The organism is Micromonospora sp. WMMD1274 (genome assembly GCF_049179035.1).
GTDB lineage: Bacteria > Actinomycetota > Actinomycetes > Mycobacteriales > Micromonosporaceae > Micromonospora > Micromonospora tulbaghiae.
The window spans coordinates 293,977-314,954 of the sequence record NZ_JBMHMG010000001.1; the positions used below are offsets into that span (position 1 = coordinate 293,977).

A 20,978-nucleotide genomic window follows, 5' to 3' on the forward strand; every position below is an offset into this window, starting at 1 on the left:
CCGCAGGACTGAAAAGGAAGCGAGGCATCCCCAATGTGGTCCGAGATTTCCGAGAAGAAACCTGATGACACCCTTGAGGAACGATTCTGGAAAGACAGTGAAAGATACGGTGCCAAATGCGCCCGGCTGATGATGCTGCACCGTGACCCTGGATTCAGCGCGGTAGCCCTTCCTGTGTATCCATGTGACCTTGCCGACGCGCACGAGTACGTGGCGCGGGCGGGCTCGGAGGGCAAGTCCGTGAAAGAACACGTCGCGGGCTATTCCGCCTTCCTGAAGAGTCGGCGCCCCGGCCTCGCCGAACAGCTGCGCGAGGTGTGCGGCGACGCCCCCTGGATCGTCCGCAGCTCGGGTGTGGAGGACCAGGAGGACAACGTCAACGCAGGTGGCTACGAGAGCCTGGTGTGCCGCCGGGCCGAGGACCTGTACGCCGCAGTCGCAGCGGTCGTCTTCAGTGGGTACAGCGAGCACTCCATTGCGCAGCAGCGGCTGGCGGACCAGTCATACCGTCCGTCGCCCATCACCGCATTCGTCCAGCCCCTCGTCGAGACGACCGGTCGGGCGGCGAACCCGCCTGTCGCCGTGTCGGAGACACCGCTGCTCGCGGAGGACGACATCACCGGCCTGGTCGGCCTGCTCACGCACCTTCACCATCGATTCGGCATGCCAAGGGTGGACTCGGAGTGGGTGCTGGAGACAGACGTCGGCACGGTGTCCATCACAGCCCTTACGGAACTCGCCACGGACGGGCGGCTCGTAGGCCAGCTGACTCTGGGATTCGGCTTCGCCTCGGCGCAGCGCCTGGGCGCCGGCGATAACAGCCTGGCCTGGCTGACCGGCCGGATCGGTGCGACGCTGTGGCATGGAGCCTTGCTGCGACAAGTGGCTACGATGCGGACCAGGCTGGTCCAAGTACGGTCGGCCGCCGCGTTCGACCCAGAGCCATTGCTGGACGTTCTTACAGACGCCTGCCGGGACAGATGGCGAGACGCTTGTGTGGCCGCGCCTGTTGACATCCTCGTGTCGCCGCGCCGCGTGGTCGCCTCCTCGTTCCTCACGTCGGTGCGGTTGGAGGACGCCTGGAGCCGCTATCTGCGCCTCGACCCCGAGCAGCGAGCACGGCTTGGCCACGTGCTGGTGGAGCGCGGCAGCCCCGCCGAGCACGCGGCGGTGATGTTCCGTCAGGAGGGCGTGGCCGTGTTGCGGGGCCGCCCGGAGGACATCCCGGAAACAGCGTCGTACGTCCTGGCCGATCCATGGACGCAGGAGTGCTACTTCGGCGTCGGCCGGCCGCCTGCGGTGGAGACCTGCAGGCGGCGCATGTCAGCCATGCCGCAAGGCTGCCGGCTGCTGTTCGCGCCCGCCCACGGCGCGGAGGCAGTCGCCGCAGCAGGCCGCGACGGGCATCCACTGGGACCCGCGCTGATGCCCGGTGTCACGCACCTATACGAGTTGCCCCACCTGCCCCCGCCAGTGCGAGACACGATTCTGCTGAACAGCTTCCTCCCGGCGCCGGACACGTTCGTCAGGAGAGGCGCAGAGGTGTCGTCACCCGCATTCGTGGCGCGCGCGGCAGAGGCTCTGCTCGCCGGAGGCCTGTCGATGGCGCGGGCGGCGGACCTGTTGCCGGAGGCAGCGCTGGAGTATGTGCGCGGGCTGGCCGCGACACGGGCATCGGATGCCCAAGGCGTTGCTGCGGTGCTGCCGCGCTGCGCCTCGGCGGCGCCCGAGAGGCTCGCGGCGGCTGTTGCGGGGACCCCCGACGTACGGCTGGCGGTGGCCCTGGCTCACCTGGAGACGTCGTCCACGGTGTCGGACGCGGCGCTGGAGAGCGTGGTTTCCACGGCGCTCGTCCTCGCAGGCGGCGTCCAGGGCGCGGCGGGTACGGAGGCTGCACTGGGCCTGTTGGCGGCAGCAGAGGCTCTGGCAGCGGCCATGCGCGCTCTGGACGTGTACACCACTCAGGAGCGCGACGTTGTCATCGCGCGCGTGGTGGCCGCGCTGCCGGTGGAGGACGCGGCCCGCACCGAGGCGCTGTGCCGGTTCGCAACGCGCTCATCGGCGCCGCCCGCGGAGATCTACCGGCTGCTCGACCTGGCTGCGCAAGATGAGGAGTTCGCCGCGCTGTACCTGGCGGTGGAACATGGCCGGGTCGACTTGTCGGGCGCCGATGCGGGGGACGCAGTCCGTCGCGGCCGGGCTCTGAACGACACGTATCGGGCATACGAGAGCGCCGCTGCTTGGCGTGGCGGCGGCGACGCAGTGCTGCTGGACCTCACCCGCAACGATCTCATCGAGGCGTACGACAGCACTCTCAAGCGGCTGCTGCTGGAGCTGGTGGACCGCCCGGAGCCCGGACCGTACCGTGCCTACCTCGATGTGCTGGCTCAGTGGCTTGACCTGGTGAGGGAGTTCGGGCTGTCGCCGCGGGAGGAGCGTGCGGTCGCGGGCTTCGGCGTATGGATCGCGGGCTGGCGTGAGGCGGCCCTTCCCAGCGACTTCGCGCTGAAGGAAGACCAGACGTGGGAACGGCTGCTGGATATGGCTGCCGAGGGCGTGATGGTCGACAGCGAGAAGGGGCCGGGCAATCCGCACCAATTGCACAACGCCCTGCACCAGTGGTTGCTGGACAGGACCGCCCGCTACCCCGCCGAGCGGGCCCCAGCCGGAGTCCGGGAGTTGCAGCGCCTTTCGGACCGGTTCGGGCCGGGAGGCAATAAATTGTTGCGGTTCACGCGTGACGCGATCGAACTGGACGTCCCACTCGGCATTCACAAGGCGAGCCTGATGTTCCGCCCCGACCGGGTGGAGGGCGAGTGGACGGAGCCGCCGGATGTCACCCAAGCGGAGATTGGGCGGCTGACTGGTCTTGCTGTACTGCTGGATCGCTGCGGTACGTGGTTCCCCGAGCTGGTGTTCCGCTGGGAGCGGGTGCTGCTGGCGGGGACGTGGACGCTCCGCGTCGAGGCCCGTCCGTCGGCCGGGGCCGAGCAGTTCACGTTCGCTCAGATGTCGCTGGCGCTCGGTATCTTCCGGACGCTATTCGACGGCTCGTACGACTTCTCCTACGTGCCGACGCAGGATGTCGCGGACCTGGAGGCGGCGTTCCGCGAGCCGGAGTGGGCGGAGGCGTTCCGGGCGCTTGTCGCTTACCGACTCGTCTACGACGACACGGAGCTGTTCGAGACGCTGGAGACGCTGCCGCTGGGCACCGCGATCGGCACGTTGTGCACCGATGCGCGGATCCGCGCAGAGGTAATGGCCGCCTCCGTCGAAGGGCCGGAGGGCGCGCTGGGGCGGCTGGACGGAGCCTGGCGGCGGCTGGTCGGCACGGCGGACCCCGACGAGTGGATCGCGGGATACAACGCCGTCCAGCAGTTGGCGCTGCTGGTGGCCGCCCGGTTCCCGGAGGCGGCGGTGGCGGCGGTGGCCGCTGCGGCCCCTTCGGGCTGGGTGGACGTGCTGGCCGCAGCGGTGCTGCCCCGTGCAGACGTACGGGAGGAGATGGTACAGGCATTCGAGAGCAGGTCCGGCGGCGACGGGCTGCTACTGCGCCGGGCGCCCTGGCTGGTGGTGTCGGAGGCGAACGCGGTGGACGTAGCCCGCAGGGTTGCGGTGGAGCCCCGGTCGTATCGCCGCTGCAAGCAGTTCCTGGTGCATCGGTACGCAGATGTGCTGGAGAACGCCGGGCTGCTCGCTGGCCTCGTGGCCGAACTGGAGGTCGTGCCGTACGGGCACGACCCGCGGCAGGAAGTGCCGCTGTCGGCGGCTGTAGTGGCGGTCGGCGGGCGGCTGCGGTGCGACATCCGCACCAAACCGGGAGTCCGCGCTTCAGCGGTCTGAACCGTGCGATCGGGCGCTGCGGACGAGGTCATCGCGGTGTTCGGTGAGGCATCGCAGGGCGGCGATGGCCTCATCCACCACGGCGGTGTTGAGTCGAGCAGCGGTGTACTCGGCGATCCCGACCGATGGAGCGTCGGCCAGCCTGGTCAGGATTGCGGTCATGCACCAGATCGTCAACCGGCTGCATGCGCTGCTGGCACAGCTCATTCCGCCGACCTGTCCCGCGGACTGACCGCCGACAGCACGGGCCGCTGCGCTGCGCAGCATCCGCTCACGGGCCGTGCTGGCCCGCACCATACGCAGGTCGCCGTGGAACTACTCGGAAAGCTGCGCCGCCTCGACCGGCGCATCGCCGAAGCAACAGCAACACTGTCCGCGGCGGTCGCGTCCTCCAGCGCCACACTGACCGATCTGCACGGCATCGGCGACGTCACCGCCGCGAAGATCCTGGCCCGCTCCGGCACCGTCAACAGGTTCCGGTCGGAGTCCGCGTTCGCCTCGTACAGCGGCGTCGCGCCGATAGAAGTGTCATCCGGTGACGTCCAACGCCATGGCCCCTCACGCGCCGGCGACCGTCAGCTGAACTACACCCTGCGCGCTATGGCCATGGCCCAGATCAAACGAGCGACCCCGGGCCGGGACTACGACCAGCGCAAATGGACCGCAGGCAAACCCACAGGGAAGCCACGCGCCGCCTGTCAGACGTCGTCTACCGCACCATGATCAAAGACGCGGGACCTCTCTGCTGCCGACGCCTTGATGGCATGAAGGAGCGGGGCCTCGCTCCTCGTGGGTCCCGGGCGGGATGCTCGGGGTGCTCACGTCTCACGACGAAGGAGGCCCCTCATGCAGGCAGAGTACGACGGCCGGCAGATCGTGGGTATTGATCTGCATCGCCGCCGGTCGGTGATCGTGCGGATGAGCGAGGCGGGCGAGAAGCTCGAGACGGTGCGGATCGACAACGACCCGGTCGCGCTCGGGTCGGAGATCGCCAAGGCCGGCCCGGACCCGGAGGTGGTCCTGGAAGCCACCTACGGTTGGTACTGGGCAGTGGATGTGCTGACCGCGGCCGGCGCCCGGGTGCACATGGCGCATCCGTTGGGCGTGAAAGGGTTCGCCTACCGGCGGGTGAAAAACGACGCCCGCGACGCCGCCGATCTGGCGGACCTGCTGCGCATGGGCAGGCTGCCGGAGGCGTATGTCGCCCCGCCGGCGGTGCGGGAGTTGCGCGAGCTGGTGCGGTATCGAGCCAAGCTGGTGGCCTGGCGCAGCGGGTTGAAGGCGTCGGTGCACGCGGTGTTGGCCAAGCAGGGCGTACACATCGCGGTATCGGATCTGTTCGGCGTTTGGCGGGCGGGAGCTGCTCGCCCGGGCGCCCCTGGACGGCGCGTATCGAGGTCGGGTGTCCTCGCTGTGCCGGCTGATCGACGCAGTCGACTTCGACATCGACGCCGTCGCCGGGCCGATCCGGGCCAGGCTCTGCGGGCACCGCGGCTACACCGCGGTCCAGGCCATCCCCGGCATCGGCCCGGTCCTGGCCGCGGTGTTCGTCGCCGAGATCGGCGAGATCGACCGGTTCCCCGGCCCGGCGCAGCTGGCCTCCTGGGCCGGCCTGACGCCCCGGCACCGCGAGTCTGACCTCGTCGTGCACAGAGGGAGGATCACCAAACAGGGCTCGACCCTGGTGCGATGGGCGGCGGTCGAGGCCGCCCACGGTGTCCCGCACACCGCCGGCTGGTTGACCTCCACCCGTGCCCGCGTCGCCGAGCGACGCGGACGCAACATCGCCACCGTCGCGGTGGCCCGCAAACTGCTCACCCTCGTCTACTACGGCCTACGCGACGGGCACATCCGCGCCCTGCATCCGGCCAAGGCGGCGGCGTGAGCAGGTTCGGACGTGACCGGACGCGAGGCCGTTCTGTGTCTGACCCCCGTCGGCCGACGGCGAGGCCGCCCGCTTGATTGACCCCGTCCGGTCACGGTCGCACACCACCATGCCCCCAACCCAGCGGGGCGAATGGATGACCGGCAGCCGAACCCGGCCTGTCCCCTCCCGACAGCAGTCGGAAACCTGGCGACGCGACCACACCCCACAACACCCGTCATCCGGGCATCACCACGATGGCGTCCACGGCGCCGACGTCAAGGCCAAGCCCTACGGGTGGGCCTCCGGCCCAACCTTGACCCCGACGCCGCACACACACCTGCCCGAAAGCCGTCCCGGAAGACGGGCAGAACAACGTCACCAGGTCAAAACCCCCAGCCTTGACCGGCCCCGCTCCTTCATGGATGACACAGAGAGGTGCCGTTAGATCCACAGGCCCGCATCCGGGAATCGCATCTCGCGAAGGCCAGTAAGATCGGTTTCATGCCTCGGCTACGCATGGCGTGGGCTGACATTCGAGGGGACGAGCGGAGGAGTCCCGACCTTGACTAGGAGATCTCTGCGGCAGCAGCGTTTTCTCCGCAGGTAGGGCTCGCTCCGTGTTGTTGTGGCCGCCAGCCGCGGGCGTCGATGACGCACACAGCCCACCAACTGAGCCAGAATCTATAGGCAGATGACATAGAGCTATCGGGTAGTGAAATCGAGCAGATGGCTGCACCATGAGTTGCCTCACTCTGGGGAGAGAGGACCGGAGCGTTTGGCGGTGGCGGAGAGACGCGTTCCGGGCGTGGCGGGGCGACCGGTCGAATCCGAGCGGGCGCCCCGCTGTTCTTCGCCCTCAGCTTCCGGGCGAAGGTGCTCACCGCCGAGAGTGACGTCACCGCCATCTCGGGCGATCGAACCAACGACGGAACCGCGCCTCACCAGCGCTTCCGCCGGCTCCATATCATACTCAGATGAGTGTCGAACACACCAACGTGTAGGACGCTATACCGCCCCTGAATAGCCCTCCCAACGCGAGCTCCTCCTCACCAAACGACAGCGGCAAAGGCGCCAGCCGCCGCTTGCGCATGGTGGGAGGTGGCGAGTACCAGAGTCATCGTCAGGATGTGTGGACCGCCAAAGTTCACACATTGGTTCCGATGGTGCAGCCGAGATGGGTACGCCATCGGCGCTCGAAGGTCCCGGCTGCAGCACACGGCGTGGCAGCCATCGGTCCATTACTGGCCTGATCGGAGATCGTGGTCACGGACGGGTCGCCGAACAGCGGAGCGATGGCCCTGCCGCCCCTTGTGCCGCGCTCGGCCCGTGAGTAGGCGGTGGCAAAGCATGGGGCGGACGCGCATCCTCCGGCGCTGCGCGGGCGCACAGCGGGCATCGAGCCATGCGCGTAGGCTTCGTCGCCACGATGGACCCCGTGCGCTCGCCGGGATAGCGCCTCCCTATCGAGCGCCGACAAGTCGCTAACACCGCCCAGCCACGCGGGTCAGCACGAGCGCAGCGCGTCTGCCGTGCGGAGCTCAGAGCGGCCATCATTGACATCGCCGCCCCGACGTCGCCCGTCACAAGCATCGAGGCGTCCCGCTGGAGGATGAAGAATCCGCGATGCCCCAGCCACGATCGGTCACCCGCCGCCTGGGACGAGGCCATGAACACACGCTCATCCCGAATGTCGTCCCACGAACAGGACGTTGACGTTCTGCGCTCGCGGTTGGCGCCCGAGACCGGATTAAACGGGCGTTAGATCCCAAGCCATGATCACGGAGCCTGCCAGGCGCCCATCTTGCCAGCTTGGGCGCTAGCTAGCGCCGGCATCGCAGCCGGACTAGAGCGGCGTACCGCCAAGCAGGCAGCGCGATAGCTCAGTCCTATCACCACTTCGTAGTAGTCGAGGGCGACGTGACGGGACCAACCTGATTTGAGCCATCTACGCATGACGATGCGATTGGCCCTGCGGCAGGAGAAGGGAGATCCCGCAACGCGCGACGCCAGCCAGTCTCGACAGGCGCAGAACACCAAGCAGATCGAAGGTGAAGCATGAGCTATCACTCCTTGAGCCACAGAGCTGCGGCGGTAGCTGCTGCAGCGGTCCTTGCGGCGGCCTCTGCCGCAGTGGCCACAGGGGCCGCACAAGCAAGCCCCGTCATGCCCGCGGAATCAGCCCAGAGCAATGTGCTCTCCAGCGGCACTGATCGTTCGTCGCACGCTGCCAGCGCGGCAAGCCAGCTAGCTAGGGACTACCGAGTCTCGGAGGCGGAGGCGACTCGCAGGATCAGCCGCCAGGAATCTCAGTTGCGATTGGCAGGTGACCTGCGCGAGAAATTCAGCAAGCGCTTCGGTGGTGCATGGATCGACCAGAAGAATCAAGGCAAGCTGATCGTGGCCCTCACGGGGAGCTCTTCCGGAGAGCGCACCGTCACCGCAAACAAAGTTGCCGCAGCCGCGACCGCAAGCGGTCTTGCCGACACGACCACAGTTACGGTCCCGCGTGCCGAATCTGAACTGGAAGACATACAGGAGAAAATCGCCCGCAGAATCAGCGCAGCCAACAAGGGCGCTCGAAACGGCCTTCAGTCCTTCGTGGATATCAAGGCTAACAGCGTGCAGATCGATCTCCCAGAGGGAAAGAAGCTGACGCCTGCCCAGCAGGCCGTCGTTCAATGGGCGACGAAGCGCTACACGAAAGCCGTACGGCTTGGGACATACAAGCACCCTTCCGTCCCGCTGTACTGTGGTGACCAGTATGCCTGCGACCCCCCACTAAGGTCTGGTGTGGCTGTCTACATGGGCGGAGGGCGCTGCACCTCGGCCTTCATGACATATTCGGGAAGCTCCTACTACATGCTCACCGCCGGGCATTGCGCGGAGATGGGCTACTCGTTCTACGTCCCGACGTACAGCTACGGCAACCAGTACGTCGGGTCGGCGGCCGGGTATGACTTCGGCTACTACGGCGACTCGGCCGTTGTCCGGATCGAAGATTCGGGGTGGTGGCAGCCGCGGGGCTGGGTCTTCCCGCAGACGTCAATCAGGTCCTACGGCACCGACTATGTCGGGCAGTATATCTGCAAGGAAGGATCAACGACCGGTTACACCTGCGGGGAGGTCACTCAGACAAACGCGACGGTCTACTACCCGGGGCGGACACTGACCGGCATGACGTGGAGCACCGCCTGCGTGGCAGCGGGAGATAGCGGAAGTGGCGTCTACTACGGGTCTCTGGCGTACGGCATACTGAGTGGTGGACCCAATTCAGGCTGCGGCATGATCCATGAACCCGTCAAGCGGGCCTTGCGGCGGTGGGGTGTCAACATTCTGCCTGGCTGATTCCAGGCCGGCTGACATCACTGACGGGCCAGCCTCGACAGGGATGGCTAGGCGACACCTAGCTTGCCTAGCCATCCCTGGCCAGTGCTTAGCGCCCCTCCCCCCAGCCCTACACCTACAGGCCCTCTTCTGCCGTCGGGCGGAGGCTAAGCGTGCGCTCAATTTGCGGCACCCCCGTTGCCTTCTGATTGTTCCCGGCCGGGGACCTCGGTCGGTCGGTCCGGTATGACTTCCTTCCCTGTCGTTGCGATGATCCGGGGGCGTTGTCGCCGGTCGGGGCGGCGTCGGTGGACCTTTGATAGGGGCACGGCCGCCCGTGGGGTTGATCTCTTCGTACCATGGCTGCCGGCAGTGCGACGCTCAGACCAGCGGCCGAGACCACGGACGATGCGTGAAGGCGAGTCTGGTACGCGACGGATATTGGCCTCTACCTCGGCTTGGACGTCGGCACAGAGGGCCACCACACGGTCGAGCTGGCTCCGGAAGGTAGACGGCTACATGACGCGGCGTTGCCGAATACTGAGGGCGACTGCGGCAGTTGTTCGACAAGCTGGCCTGCCAGGGACGGGTGCTGGTGGTGGTCGACCAGCCGACCTCGATCGGCGCCCCGCCGGTCGCGGTGGGGCATCAGGCGGCCTACCTGCCCGGCCTGGCGATGCGGCGCATCACGAACCTGCACCCCAGCACAGCAAAGACCGACGCCCGCGACGCCTACATAATCGCCGATACCGCCGCTTGGGCGAACGCCTGGTCGAGCAGGTCATGAGCGCCCTCGACGAGCAGACCCGCCACCGCCCCCGGCAACACCACGCCGGAGACGATCCTGCCCCGCCCTCGCCGAACGCCTCCACGACGTCCTGCGCCACCCCCGGCCACTTCGCCGCCTGCGCCAGGCTGGCCCCCGTCACCCGACGCTCCGGCAGCAGCATCCGCGGCGAACACCTCCCACCTGACGCCGCTGCGAGGTCCCATACGCCATGCTCCGCGACAAAAATCCTCTACCGGCCACGGGCCACCGACCCCGTCCCCGCTAGACCAAACCCATAGAGACACCGCCCCCGGATCACGGCAGCCAGCGCGCTAATTGGCCGGAGCTTGAGCGGAAATGGTTTGAGGGCGCGAACCGAATGGCACTATCACCATCAAGGTGCACACTTGGACCTGCGTCCTATCTATTCAACATGATTGTGACCGAGGAGCCCGCATTCAAGACGCATGCGCTGAAGCTCATGTTCCATTGCTCGACACGAAGACGATTTTAGTTGCGTCTGGCGGTGAACAGAGATCGTATGATCAAGCAAGCGCTGGGCGGAATCGCATCGCCCGCTTCTGTACAGAACCAAGGCAAGCGTCGCCTGCGCTCGAAGCGTCGCAAATGATTTCGCGCCTTCGCTTTCTGCATGATGACATACGAGATCGCTGTACGAGCTTGCTGCCCGCTCGAAGTCATTGGTGGCAAGGTAGAGCGAGGCTACGACGCTCAGAGCCTCACGCGCCTCCTTTGACGTTCGTCCTAGTGCGTCGCGGAGGAAGGACTGAGACCACACCGCCCAGGGCAATGCCGATGAGGACTGGCCGCAACGCGACCTCAGCTTGGCGTAGAGTAACGCCGATGCTGCAATCTCCACACTCGGCGGTGGCGATCCGCCGAGCGGATCAAGCCCCGCTAGAAGATGCTGGAGTTCTTTAATGGCGGCGCGGGAACGACCGCTTTCAGCGAGTTGGCGAGCATGGGCGGCAACTGCGGCAGGAGGGACAGAACCCGCACGGCCCGGGCGGCCCTGCCGCCATGTGATGAGAAGGTCGCTGACCGTTCCGCCGACACTTACTCGCTGGACAGCTCGGGAGACGAGTGCGCTGTCTCTGCTCCACGTGCTTCGAAGCGAGGAATAGCTCACGCGAGTCACGACCGCCGATGTCACGGTGACGGCGAGGCTCGATGCAGGAATGGGCCTCCTCCTGCACGATGATCCGCATCGATAGACCACATCCTGATGCGGCAACTCCACCGGTATCATTAGGCGTTCACAGAATCGACAAAAGGCGACGTCGGGCGGGAGGAGCGGAGGCAAAGGGACTCGCGCCCTATCAACCCACTCCTTAACCGTTACCAGGGAAATACCGTGCCGCCGGGCCAGGGTAGCTGCCATTTCGTTTTGACTAAAGCGATCCGCCTGTGCCAAAACTTCAGTCACCACGTCAGCAACGAAACCGACCGTCCACGTCGAGTTGCCAACGGGAGTCAAGGCATCTCCTTGCAGCCTGAGCGGATTCCGCTACTCATCTCGAATTTAAAACGATTAGGACTCTATCTTTGGCATCGATGGCATCCGGCATGATATCGGGAAGCAGTGGAGATCCCTTCAATCAGCGGAGCGTGCAACATTAATACCGGCAAGTAGCCGCAATGTCAAGCACGCTCTACAGGATGAGGCAACGCTTCCCAGCTCGGAGGACGTTCCATTGCGTCAGGCTATGTCTACAATGAATGCCCCACGCCGGCAAGGGCACGCCTGGGCGCGGTCACCATAAGGCTCCACGCACGGCGTCGTTCTTGCCATCGTGGTTAGCGAGCGGCGAAGGCATACGTAATTAGGCCCAGCCGGGCAACCTTCCAAACAGATCATCGGCCTCGCACTCATCTATTGTGTGGAGAACTGGTTCCCGCGCGCCATGTCGTGCCGCTTACGCGGTGCGCCGCCGTCACATGACAAGTAGTGCCGTGCGGCATCGGTCTCACTCCTGACTCGAGGGGCGCCCGGATCACGTTCAGGCGAGGGGTACACGAAGCAAGAGGTGTTCCGCCAGATGTTCCGCCTGGACGCCTCGGCCGCTGGATGAGGCTTGCTCGGGTGGGGATGACTCCGCCGATCATGGCATGCAAGAGCCGGCCGGCGGCATGGTGTCAGCGGGAGCTACCCCTCCGCGCGGTCGGTCTTGTAGGCATGTTCGACAGGCCTCAATACCTTGCGCGGCGAGCGAAACCCACCGGGCCGAGCCGGGTCGCCTGCCGGGGTTAGGTAAGCTCCAGAGCCGGCGTGCACTAGAAGGGCATCACGCATGCTGAGGGCCGGATGGAACTACCGCCTAGATGGCGATGTTCCCAGGCGCTTGACTGACAGGCCCGGAGCGGAGCAGGCATGGAAGAGGATCAGTGGACCGGCAGTAGAGGTGACGCTGCGCCTGGCCTGCAGATCACAGCACTTCAGAACCGGCAGAGTCTTCGCGAGGGCGTAGCGCATGCCCTTCGCGCAGCCATCGTTGCTGGAAGCCTACGGCCCGACTCGATCTACTCGGTCCCAATGCTGGCCGAGCGCTTCGGCGTATCGCCTACGCCAGTTCGGGAAGCGATCCTCGACCTGGCGAAGGAGGGCTTGGTCACGATCGCCAAAAACAAGGGTTTTCGCGTCAAGGATCTGACCGAAAAAGAGCTAGACGACATCACTCAGATCCGGGAGCTCCTGGAAATTCCCATCGTAGCCGATCAGGCTGGCAGACTTACGGCAGATCAATTGAAGGATCTGCGAGCGCTGGCGGGCCATATCGTTTCCGCTGCCATGCGTGGCGACCTGGTGAGCTACATCGAGTCGGACAACGCCTTCCATCTCACGCTGTTAGGTGCGGCCGAGAATGTTCGGCTTGTTGAAACGGTTAGCGACCTGCGCAATCGCACACGGCTCTACGGCCTTGACGCGTTGGTGAAGAGCGGAGGGCTAGTTGCCTCCGCGAGCGAGCACCTAGAACTGGTGGAACTGATAGCTGCAGGCAATCGAGAGGCAGTGGTCCACCTCATGCGGCACCACTTGCACCATGTCCGGGGCATCTGGGCGGCGCGGCGCGAGGGCTGACCCGCAGCTTCTACGGCCAGATGAGACGCAATCGCTGCTTCACACGGGATGCGACGACCCAGACCCCGCGTTGCCGCTAGCGATGTGACACTGACGCAGGTAGCAGCCAGATGCGCGGCCGGCCAAGGATGCCAGGGCCGCTGACCCGCCGGCCGCCGAAGCACGGGACGCCCCGCTCGAACACCGGCGTCGAAGTCTGCTCGGCCTTATCGGACTCATGATCATCAAGAGATAGCGATGGATGAGCCCAGGCGGCTGCCTTGGTGACGACGCCGTCGTTGCTGGAAAACCTCCCAGGCTAGGCCCCTGCGGCGGACCAAGCTCGCGCGGCAGCTCGGCGACCTCACCGCGGCTGGGGTGCGCAGCATCTCGCTCGATCGCGGCATACGCGCCCGTCCATCCAGGCCGCCTGCGACACATGAACCGGCTACGCCTCTTGACGGGATCCTCAACAGCGCTAATGTAGTATGTAACATATTACTGATGGAGGCCGCATGGAAAAGATGCCGTGGCGCGGAGTGCTCGTGGCGACCGCTCTACCGTTCGCCCCCGACCAAAGCATCGACCTCGGCGCTTACGCCGCGCACGTCGGATGGCTCGCCGACAACGGTTGCCATGGCGTTGTCCCTAACGGCTCCCTCGGCGAGTACCAAGTGCTTAGCGTCGAGGAACGAGCGGCTGTGGTACGCACAGCCGTGCAGTCCGTCCCCCGCGGATGCGCGGTAGTGCCAGGCGTGTCCGCCTACGGCGCCGACGAAGCCCGCCGATGGACCGAGCAGGCCGCGGAGGAGGGCTGCGCGGCCGTAATGCTGCTGCCGCCTACTGCGTACCGCGCCGACGAAACAGCCGTACTGGCCCATTACCGCGAGGTGGCGAAGGTTGGCCTGCCGATCGTCGCCTACAACAATCCTCTGGACACCAAGGTGGATTTGTCCCCTACTCTCCTGCAGCGTCTGCACGAGGAGGGTCTAATCGTCGCGGTCAAGGAGTTCAGCGGCGACGTCCGCCGCGCTTACCAGATCGCGGAGGCAGCGCCTGGCCTCGACATCCTGGCCGGCGCGGATGATGTCGCACTTGAGTTTCTGATTGCAGGGGCAGTGGGATGGATCGGCGGCTACCAAAACGCCATTCCGGCAAGCTGCGTCCGGCTCTACGAGGCCGCGGTTGCGGGTGACCTCAGGACCGCTGTACTGCTTTACAAGGCGCTTCACCCACTGTTGCGGTGGGACTCGCGCACCGAGTTCGTTCAGGCGATCAAGCTCTCAATGGACGTCGCCGGTCGCACTGGTGGCCTCGCACGTCAGCCACGGCAGCCACTGGCACCGACGGACGCTGCGAAGATCCGCGCTACGACCGAACGGCTACTCGCAGCAGGACACCGCTGATGCGCAGCACCCGCGTCATCCATGTCGTTGACTCCCACACTGAGGGAATGCCCACCAGGGTGGTGACCGGAGGGGCGCCACTCCTCCCCGGAAACACCATGGCGCAACGTCGCGAATACCTGATGAACCACCGCGACGACCTCCGAACATTCTTGATGTACGAGCCACGTGGACACTCCGCTATGTCCGGGGCGATCTTGCAGCCACCCACCCGCCCCGATGCCGACTTCGGGGTGGTCTATGTTGAGGTATCCGGGTGCCTGCCGATGTGTGGGCACGGCACAATCGGTGTGGCGACCGTGCTGGTGGAGACCGGCATGGTTCCGGCGACAGAGCCTTCCACGACTATCCGCCTCGACACTCCAGCAGGGCTAGTGGTTGCATCCGTCACGGTGGCACAGGGGCGCGCCACGGACGTTACGATCCAGAACGTCCCTTCATTCCTGACGGAACAGGACGCCGTGGTAGACATTCCCGGATACGGACGGGTGCGCTACGACCTCGCGTTCGGTGGAAACTTTTACGCGATTGTCGACCTGCCGGAGTTGGGACTGCGACTGGACCACACCGACAAGAACCGGTTACTGGACGTCGCCCTCGCAATCATGAAGGGCGTGAACGATACCGCCCGCCCCGTCCATCCGGAGCAGCCTCACATTTCCGGATGCCATCACGTCTACCTAGCTGCGGAGGGAGCAACCGCTCGGCTTTCCCGGCATGCCATGGCTATCCATCCTGGCTGGTTCGACCGATCCCCATGTGGCACCGGCACGTCAGCAAGGATGGCTCAGTTGCATGCCCGTGGACTGCTTCCCCTCGGCCAAGATTTCATTAACGAGTCAATTATCGGTACTCGATTCACCGGTCGGCTGGTAGAGACCACCACGGTCGGTGGTCGGCCCGCGGTGGTACCGACCGTAACAGGACGAGCATGGCTCACTGGCACCGCCCAGTTCTTCCTCGACCCAGACGACCCTTTCCCTGCGGGATTTATGCTATGACCCTCATTCAGAGCCGTTCCCCACAGAACCCAGACGACATCGTCGAAGAACGAGTCCCGGTTACCCCTGAACACGTGCAGGTTCTAGCTGGCAGGGTGCGAGCCGCGCAACTCACGTGGCGTCGCCAAGATCCCTCCAGTCGTGCCGCTGCCCTGCGTGGTGCGGCCGACCGATTGAGAACCCGGGCGGACGAAGCGACCGCCCTCATCGTCCGTGAGGTGGGTAAGCCGGTAATGGAGGCGCGCGCCGAGGTCAGCCGGGCCGCTGCCATCCTGGACTACTACGCCCAGTCATGCTTCGCGCCGACCGGCGAACTGCTGGCACCGACGCTGCCAGCAAATCAGCCCGGCCTCCTGTTCACCGAACGCCGACCGCGAGGTGTGGCTGGTCTCGTAACTCCGTGGAACTTCCCGCTGGCCATTCCGGTATGGAAGGCCGCACCAGCCCTCGCAGCCGGAAACGGCGTGCTGCTCAAACCATCGCCGAGCGCCCTAGCCTGCGGCAATCTGGTGCAGCAGCTGTTCGACGGGCTGCTTCCCGCCAACCTGCTACATGTCGTTCCGGGTGGGGCGGACACCGGCCAGGCGGTGATCCAAGCGGCCGATGTCGCCTCTTTCACCGGCTCCGAGTCGGTCGGTAGGAAGGTCGTGGCCGCCGCTACTCAAGGCGGACTGCCGGTTCAGGCCGAGATGGGCGGGCAGAACGCCGCTGTCGTGCTGCCCGACGCCGACCCTGCCACCACCGCCATCATGCTTGCTGGTGCCGCGATGGGGTACGCGGGGCAGAAGTGCACCGCCACCCGGCGAATTATCGTGGTGGGGGACGCCGCTGTATTTACCGAAGCTCTGGTGGCGGCAGTGGCGGCGCTGCGCGTCGGCGACCCGACGAATGTCGACGTCGTCGTCGGTCCTGTCATCACCGAAGCCGCACGTCACCGAGTGCTCGACGCCGTCACCGCGGCACGCGCTGCAGGCGGCCGGGTTCTCACCAATGACATCGCCACCAGGGACGGCTTCTATGTAGCGCCAACGCTGCTCGACTCGGTCGACCCTGGCCACTCGGTCGCGTGCGAGGAGACATTCGGGCCAGTAGCCACGATCTTTGCAGTGCCAAATGTCCGCGCGGCCGCATTCTTGGCCAACAGTGTTCGATTCGGGTTGGTCACATCCGTGCACGGCCGCGACATCGGCCGGCTGTTCGAACTGACCAAGGCCATCGACACAGGCCTAATCCGGGTCAACGCACCTACCACAGGGGTGGACTTCCACGCGCCGTTCGGCGGCGAAAAGGCGTCCAGCCACGGCCCACGAGAACAGGGTACGGCGGCCTTGGACTTCTATACCTCGTTGCATACCGTCACCTTCGCCACTCCCCCGCTCACCTCTGCTGAGGAGGCCTCATGACTCGGGTCGATCTAAACACTGGTAGCCACGACCTACCAGTCAGCCCCGCGTTGGAGGAGTTCATGCTCTCGGGCTGGGCAGACAGCGAGCAATACCATACGGCTGCCGACGAGGTTGCCATCTGGGCCGTCGCCCGGCGGAGACAGCTACACGACCGCTTCCCCGGAGAACGGCTCATTGTTCCGGCAGGAAGCTTCAAAAGACGCTCCAACGATCAACACTACCGATTCCGACCGCACTCGGCCTACGTATGGCTGACGGGTGATCAGTCGTCGGACGGGGTCCTGGTCATCGAGCCGGACGGCGAGGCAAGCCTCTTCCTCCGACCTCGCTCCGACCGGAGCACGCCCGAGTTCTTTCGTGACCGCGTGTACGGGGAGCTATGGGCCGGACGCCGGCCCTCCTTGGGAGAGAGCGAACGTCGGCTGGCCATCGCCACACACCATCTGGCCGAACTGCCGCCTGCCTTGGCCGGGAACGGCGTTGCCACCCGCGTTCTACGTGACGTCGACGTACACGTGGACCGGCTAACAGCAAATGCGGCCGCACCGGGCGACGCGGAGTTCGCTGCGGTACTGGATGAGCTGCGACTGGTGAAGGACGCGTGGGAGATCCGCCAGCTGGAAGAGGCGGTAGCTATCACCACCCGCGGCTTTGAAGACGTGGTAAGGGCGCTGCCGATGGCAAAGCGCACCTCTGAGCGCTACCTAGAGGGGGTGTTCTGGCAGCGCGCACGCCTGGAGGGCAACGACGTCGGATACCACTCCATCGTGGCCGCGGGCGCACACGCAGCAACGCTGCACTGGATCGACAACGACGGTCCGGTTCGTGACGGGGACCTGCTGCTGCTGGATGCAGGCGCCGAGACACGGTCCCTCTACACGGCGGACATCACACGCGTCCTACCGGTCTCCGGCCGGTTCAGTCCACTTCAGCGCGATCTTTACGAGCTGTGCCTCAAAGCAAACGATGCCGCTATGGATTGCCTCAAACCAGGCATGGAGTGGCGTGAGTTCCATCGGGCGGCGATGACTGTGCTGGCGCACGGCCTCGCGGACCTAGGCGTGCTGCCCGTGCCGGCAGAACGTGCCCTTACTGAGAAGTCCGGCCTCTACCGGCGATGGACGCTATGTGGATCAGGGCACATGCTCGGCCTGGACGTCCACGACTGCGCCGCTGCTCGCGCTGGCAGCTATCTGCAAGGACAACTAAAGGCAGGTCAGGTGTTGACTGTTGAACCTGGCCTGTACTTCCAACCCGACGACGAGTTGATCCCGGCCGAGCTACGCGGGATTGGGATGCGAATCGAAGAAGACGTTGTCATCACTGAGGACGGCTACCGAATCCTCTCCTCCGAGCTACCTCGGCAGCCCGACGATATCGAAACCTGGATGCATCGGGTGTCATCGTGACCGAGGCCGGCGCGGACATCGTGGTCGTCGGTGCCGGGATGACCGGTGCTGCCTGCGCCTACTATGCGGCTCGGGCCGGTCTGACAGTGACCGTGGTGGACCGCGCTGGCGTCGCATCGGGCACCACCGGCGCAGGAGAGGGAAACATCCTCCTTTCTGACAAAGCGCCTGGCCCGGAACTCTCCCTAGCGCTTCATTCGGCCGAGCTGTGGGATGAACTAGGCGAGGCCTTAGGCAAAGCACAGATCGAACTGGAAAACAAGGGCGGACTGGTGGTGGCGGCGTCCGCGACAGAGCTCAACGCCCTGAAAGCGTTCGCCGAGCGCCAGCGCGCTGCCGGGGTCGATGCGCGTTATGTCGCATCCCACGAACTGCCCATCTACGAACCACACCTGGCCTCGCATCTCGCCGGCGCGATGCATTACCCGCAAGATATGCAGGTCCAGCCGATGCTCGCCGCAGCTCACCTGCTCCGTACAGCCGGGGTGACGGTGCTGACCGGCACCCGGGTAGTAGATTTCGTCCGCGACGCGGCCGGGGCAATTCGAGGTGTGCGGACTGATCGTGGGCTGCTCTCCACGAGAGCGGTAGTGAATGCTGCTGGCGTGTGGGCTGGCGAAGTCGCGGCGGCGGCCGGGGCTGAGCTGCCGGTCTTGCCTCGTCGTGGCTTCGTCCTCGTCACCCAGCCGCTGCCGGCGCTCGTACGGCACAAGGTCTACGCCGCCGATTACGTCGCAAATGTCGAGCGCAGCACCGCCGACCTGCAGATCTCGCCCGTAGTCGAAGGGACCCGGGCGGGCACGATCTTGATCGGCTCCAGCCGGGAGCATGTCGGCTTCAATCCGACCATGTCATTGCGGGCGATCAGAAAGCTTGCCGCAGGAGCAATCGGCCTGTTCCCCATCCTCGGCGGCGTATCCGCGATCCGTGCCTATCGAGGTTTTCGGCCTTACAGTCCGGACCATCTACCCACCATCGGCGCGGATCCGACCGTTCCAGGGCTTTACCATGCAGCTGGCCACGAGGGGGCAGGTATCGGACTCGCCCCCGCGACCGGGCACGCCATCGCCGCCCTTCTGACCGGGAGTTGCCCGCACGTCGATCTCAGGCCGTTCGCACCGGAGCGTCACTATGTTCACCTTTGACGGCCGCCCGATTCCTGCGGAGGAGCAGCAGAGCGTCGCTGCGGCCCTGCTCGCCGCCGGCATCCGTTCTTGGCGAAGCACCCGTATAGGAAGCCGACCTCGGGGCGTTTTCTGCGGCATCGGCGTGTGCTTCGACTGTCTTGTCAGAGTCAACGGTGTGCCGTCGCAGCGAGCCTGTCTGGTCGTAGCTCAGCAGGGTGACGTGATCGAACCTCAGGACGAGCTGCGGGAGGGCCCATGAGCACGTATGACTTAGTGGTAGTTGGTGCGGGGCCGGCCGGTATGGCCGCGGCGGTTACGGCAACCGATGCCGGCTGCCGGGTCGCCATACTGGACGCTGGGTTACGACAAGGCGGACAGTACTGGCGGCATCGGACGGAGGCGGACGCTCGGAGCTACCAGGATGGATCGCTGTTTGCCGGGCTGCGCGTACAGCTTGAAGGCGTCGACCACTACTCAGATGCGGCAGTATGGTTCGTCGAGTCTCAACCAGATGACAACGGTCCGCTGTTCTTCCTCCATACCCGCTCAACGGTCGTGCTCGGCCGCAGACTCGTCATCGCCACCGGCGCCTACGACCGGGTTGTGCCCTTCCCTGGATGGGATCTGCCGGGGGTAGTCACGGCTGGCGGAGCTCAAGCCTTGCTGAAGGGCCAGGGGGTGGTGTTCGCGCGACGCGTCGTCGTGGCAGGCACCGGACCATTCCTATTGCCGGTCGCCACCGGTCTAGCCGACGCGGGCGCCACCGTGGCCGGCGTATACGAAGCAAACGATCCTCTCCAATATGGGCGGCACGTCCGTGCAGTTCTCGGCGCAGCCAGCAAGTTAACCGAGGCCAGCCGGTACGGCTGGCGAATGCTACGGCGCCGGGTGCCGTACCACCGCCGGAGGGCAGTGGTGGCCGCGCACGGCAGCGAGCAGCTCACTGGCGTGACCGTCGCAGCAATCAGCCAGGGAACCGTCGTGCCCGGGAGCGAGCTCCGCATCGACTGCGACGGCCTCGCTGTCGGCTTCGGATTCACACCTCAGCTTGAGATGGCCGTGGCCCTCGGATGCGCGACACACCTAGGCCACGACGGCAACCTCGTGGTGAAGGTCTCGCCGGATCAAGCAACGTCGGTGGTGGGCGTATACGCCGCGGGCGAGGTGACCGGAGTCGGCGGGGCTAAGCTGGCGCTGGTGGAAGGGCACCTGGCCGGTGACGCGGTTGCCCGTTCTCTCGGTCGTGCAGCCCCGCTTCCTACAGGCCGACGCAATAGATTGATGCGGAACCGGCACCGTTTACGGCGTTTCGCCGCGGCGCTTCACGCAGTCCATCCCATGCCCCCGTACTGGCCCGATCTTTGCGATGACGACACGCTCGTCTGCCGCTGCGAGGAGGTGTCAGTCGGCACTGTCCGGCAGGCGATGCGTGAAATGTCTGCTGCCGATGCCCGAGGCACGAAGCTGTTGACGCGAGCTGGAATGGGGTGGTGTCAAGGACGGATCTGTGGCTATGCCACAGCCTGCCTGACCGCCCGGGAGGCGTCCCGGCCGCCGGGCTTGCCAGATCTAGCCGGCCACGCTTCTCGCCCGCTGATGCAGCCGATCACACTCGCCGACCTCGCGGGCAACCAACGCGCCGGTTTGGACTGACTTCGCGGCGGTGCGTCAGCAGCCAGTGGTTGCCACCCAAAACCGTTTGACGAGCTGGACCCGGGACGCTTGGCGGATACTCCGGCTCTGCGCG

At 65.7% G+C, this 20,978-nt stretch carries 13 protein-coding genes and 2 pseudogenes; 14 read left to right on the forward strand and 1 reads right to left on the reverse strand.

From position 1 onward, the window contains the following. Positions 1-33: 33 nt before the first annotated feature. The gene (locus ACN27D_RS01035; RefSeq protein WP_421498274.1) at positions 34-3,843 is read left to right on the forward strand and encodes a hypothetical protein; all 3,810 of its coding nucleotides are present in this window, start codon (positions 34-36) and stop codon (positions 3,841-3,843) included. Here ACN27D_RS01035 and ACN27D_RS01040 read toward each other — a convergent pair. Next, complete coding sequence (locus ACN27D_RS01040; protein WP_162959076.1) at positions 3,832-4,005, reverse strand: hypothetical protein; 174 nt, start codon at positions 4,003-4,005, stop codon at positions 3,832-3,834. The genes ACN27D_RS01035 and ACN27D_RS01040 overlap by 12 nt on opposite strands. Positions 4,006-4,152: 147 nt before the next feature. Between ACN27D_RS01040 and ACN27D_RS01045 the strand changes: the two genes are divergently transcribed. The 13 genes and pseudogenes from ACN27D_RS01045 to ACN27D_RS01105 all read left to right on the forward strand — a co-directional run bounded on the left by ACN27D_RS01045 (position 4,153) and on the right by ACN27D_RS01105 (position 20,884). Then, complete coding sequence (locus tag ACN27D_RS01045; protein ID WP_421498275.1) at positions 4,153-4,566, forward strand: transposase; 414 nt, start codon at positions 4,153-4,155, stop codon at positions 4,564-4,566. 123 nt (positions 4,567-4,689) lie between these two features. Further along, a pseudogene (locus ACN27D_RS01050) lies at positions 4,690-5,136 on the forward strand (IS110 family transposase); the annotation flags it as partial. A gap of 109 nt (positions 5,137-5,245) precedes the next feature. Further along, the gene (locus ACN27D_RS01055) at positions 5,246-5,728 is read left to right on the forward strand and encodes a transposase (RefSeq protein ID WP_421498276.1); all 483 of its coding nucleotides are present in this window, start codon (positions 5,246-5,248) and stop codon (positions 5,726-5,728) included. Positions 5,729-7,873: 2,145 nt separating this feature from the next. Beyond that, entirely contained in the window at positions 7,874-9,055 is a 1,182-nt protein-coding gene (locus ACN27D_RS01060; RefSeq protein ID WP_421498277.1) for a S1 family peptidase, read from the forward strand. A 419-nt stretch (positions 9,056-9,474) separates the two neighbouring features. After that, a pseudogene (locus ACN27D_RS01065) lies at positions 9,475-9,788 on the forward strand (IS110 family transposase); the annotation flags it as partial. Between the two features lie 2,407 nt (positions 9,789-12,195). Further along, complete coding sequence (locus ACN27D_RS01070) at positions 12,196-12,903, forward strand: GntR family transcriptional regulator (protein ID WP_421498278.1); 708 nt, start codon at positions 12,196-12,198, stop codon at positions 12,901-12,903. A gap of 494 nt (positions 12,904-13,397) precedes the next feature. Then, positions 13,398-14,288, forward strand: coding sequence for a dihydrodipicolinate synthase family protein (locus ACN27D_RS01075; RefSeq protein ID WP_421498279.1), 891 nt, complete (start codon positions 13,398-13,400; stop codon positions 14,286-14,288). Then, the gene (locus ACN27D_RS01080) at positions 14,288-15,289 is read left to right on the forward strand and encodes a proline racemase family protein (RefSeq protein WP_421498280.1); all 1,002 of its coding nucleotides are present in this window, start codon (positions 14,288-14,290) and stop codon (positions 15,287-15,289) included. The genes ACN27D_RS01075 and ACN27D_RS01080 overlap by 1 nt, the downstream gene beginning before the upstream one ends. Continuing rightward, the gene (locus ACN27D_RS01085; protein ID WP_421498281.1) at positions 15,286-16,692 is read left to right on the forward strand and encodes an aldehyde dehydrogenase family protein; all 1,407 of its coding nucleotides are present in this window, start codon (positions 15,286-15,288) and stop codon (positions 16,690-16,692) included. The genes ACN27D_RS01080 and ACN27D_RS01085 overlap by 4 nt, the downstream gene beginning before the upstream one ends. Next, positions 16,689-18,104, forward strand: a complete 1,416-nt coding sequence (locus ACN27D_RS01090) for an aminopeptidase P family protein (RefSeq protein ID WP_358177656.1) — start codon at positions 16,689-16,691, stop codon at positions 18,102-18,104. Before ACN27D_RS01085 ends, ACN27D_RS01090 begins: the two co-directional genes overlap by 4 nt. Next, the gene (locus ACN27D_RS01095) at positions 18,101-19,249 is read left to right on the forward strand and encodes an NAD(P)/FAD-dependent oxidoreductase (RefSeq protein WP_120569317.1); all 1,149 of its coding nucleotides are present in this window, start codon (positions 18,101-18,103) and stop codon (positions 19,247-19,249) included. Before ACN27D_RS01090 ends, ACN27D_RS01095 begins: the two co-directional genes overlap by 4 nt. Next, on the forward strand, positions 19,236-19,490 hold the full coding sequence (locus ACN27D_RS01100; protein ID WP_358177650.1) for a (2Fe-2S)-binding protein: 255 nt from the start codon (positions 19,236-19,238) through the stop codon (positions 19,488-19,490). The genes ACN27D_RS01095 and ACN27D_RS01100 overlap by 14 nt, the downstream gene beginning before the upstream one ends. Further along, a complete protein-coding gene (locus ACN27D_RS01105) occupies positions 19,487-20,884 on the forward strand; it encodes an FAD-dependent oxidoreductase (protein ID WP_421498282.1) in 1,398 nt (465 codons plus the stop codon). The genes ACN27D_RS01100 and ACN27D_RS01105 overlap by 4 nt, the downstream gene beginning before the upstream one ends. The last annotated feature ends 94 nt before the right edge of the window (positions 20,885-20,978 follow it).